Source organism: Brevinematia bacterium (assembly GCA_039630355.1).
In the GTDB taxonomy this organism is placed as follows: Bacteria; Spirochaetota; Brevinematia; order DTOW01; family DTOW01; genus SKYB106.
The window spans coordinates 1-2217 of record JBCNVF010000078.1 but is presented as its reverse complement, the minus strand read 5'-3'; the positions used below and the strand labels follow the sequence as shown (position 1 = coordinate 2217).

Genomic DNA, 2217 nt, shown 5'->3' with positions numbered 1-2217 from the left:
ATGTTCGCAGTCACTTCTTTAACCCTCTTTATATCCATCTCAATCCTCCATAAACCCAAAGAAATTCTAATCCAGAATCCCCCAGATTTCAACAAAAAAGGCAAAATGCAATAAAGCTAAGCTAAGATTTTTAACCTTCTTCTTACCCCCCCCCTGCAGGTGCTAGAGGCTGCGTAGTCAAAAAAACTCCACTTTACACCAAGCTTTTTAGATGCTTATTGAGAAAAGATTCACCCAGTCCCGTTAGGGACTGCGAGAAAAACAAAAGAAAATCTTACCTAATCGTTAAACCTCAGGACTTAACTTATTGAACCAAAACTCCGAATATTGGCAAGTTACCAGAATATTGACAAACCTTTCCTAAATCCATATATTATTTAATGGAGATTAAACCCAAGAAGGAAAAGCTTATGAAAAAAAGTTTCTTCATATACATAGTCCTAGTAGGCATAGCAATACATTGTATGGTAAGTTGCACTAGACTTGTAGATTTACTACCAAAAGGAAACCAAACAAACCAACCTCCAAAACCAACTATCTCCATAAATCACCCGACAAACAACCAAATCCTAACAACTAACTATACCAAAGTTGAAGGAACAGCATTCTGCGAAGAAGGCATCAAAGAAGTTAAGCTAAGACTCGGATCTTCCGGTGAATTCGGAACAGTAGATGGAACCACCAACTGGAGCACAAACCTATCAAACCTACCAGAAGGAATAAATACTATATTCGTGTTCGCAGTAAGTGAAAACAACGTAACAAGCACTACCAGTAGTATCACTTTCATCGTTGATACACCTCCCACTCTATCAATCCTGACCCCAACAAATAACCAGATAATAACAACATCCTCCGTCTCTGTCCAAGGAAACGCAAATGATACCCTAGGCATCAAAGAAGTTAGACTAAGACTCGGATCTTCCGGTGAATTCGGAACAGTAGATGGAACCATCAACTGGAGCACAAACCTATCAAACCTACCAGAAGGAACAAATACTATATTCGTGTTCGCAGTAAGCAGTAATGACATATCAAGTGCAATAAACTCTGTATACTTCATTATTGATCTAACACCTCCAGACATCTCTATCACCAATCCTACAAACAACCAGGTAGTCACAACTAACTCAATAACAGTCTACGGCATCGCAAGTGACAACTTGAGTCTTAAAGAAGTCTGGTTAAGACTTGGACCAGCGGGAGATTATGGCAAGGTCTCAGGAACTACATCCTGGAGTAGCAACCTATCAAACTTAGAGGAAGGCACAAACTATATATATGCATTCGCAGTTGATGAGGCAGGACTTACAAATTACACAACTAATACAATAGTTGTGGTGCTAAACGTCTATGTTTCCACCACAGGTAACGATAATAACCTTGGTATACTCAAAAACTCCCCAGTCAGGAGCATTCCAAAGGGCATAGAAGTTGCTAACCAGTATGGTGTTAAGAATATACTCGTCAGCGTAGGAGAATATACTCCTGGTAATGGACTGCTACCTACCGGCAGTAAAAGCGGAATCATACTCACTAATAGCCATCTAAGGCTCATAGGTGGATGGAACACAGATTTCAACTCAAGAATCGGACGCTCTCTGTTAGACGGAAAGAAATTATTATACCACATTATCTACTCAACTAATACCTATGGTGTGTTGATTGATGGATTTACCATAACCGGAGGATTAGCAAATGGGTCAGGAGAAGATGGTATCGGAGGAGGATTATTTCTAAGCAATGTTATCAGCTCCGTTATATCAAATTGCGTGATAACTAGCAACTCTTCCAAAGACCTCGGAGGAGGATTATTGCTTTTCTACTCGCATTCTAATACGATAGTATCAAACATCTTCACCTACAATACTAACAACTTCCAAGGAGGTGCAATATTTCTGGAAGGTGCAAATTATAACGTTATTGCCAACACAATAATAAGCAACAGATCCCTAGAAGGTGGAGGTATATACATAAATTCTTCCCACAGCAACCATATAAAAAGCGTTGTATCATCTAACCACTCTAGTGGTACTGGTGGTGGTATTTACCTATTCTTCTCCGATTTTAACCTAATAGAAGGCATAGTTGGATTCAATACTGCCCAAGCAGGCGGAGGTCTGTATATTGAAAGTTCCCACAATAATACTATGTCTAACCTAGTAGTAATAAGCAATACTACAACCTCGGATAACGCCGGCGGAGGAATATTCTTAA

1 protein-coding gene is annotated in these 2217 nt (G+C 39.5%); it reads left to right on the top strand.

The features are described 5' to 3' along the window. Positions 1–410: 410 nt before the first annotated feature. On the top strand, positions 411–2217 hold a 1807-nt coding region (locus ABDH28_05570; protein ID MEN2998486.1), incomplete at its 3' end, for an Ig-like domain-containing protein.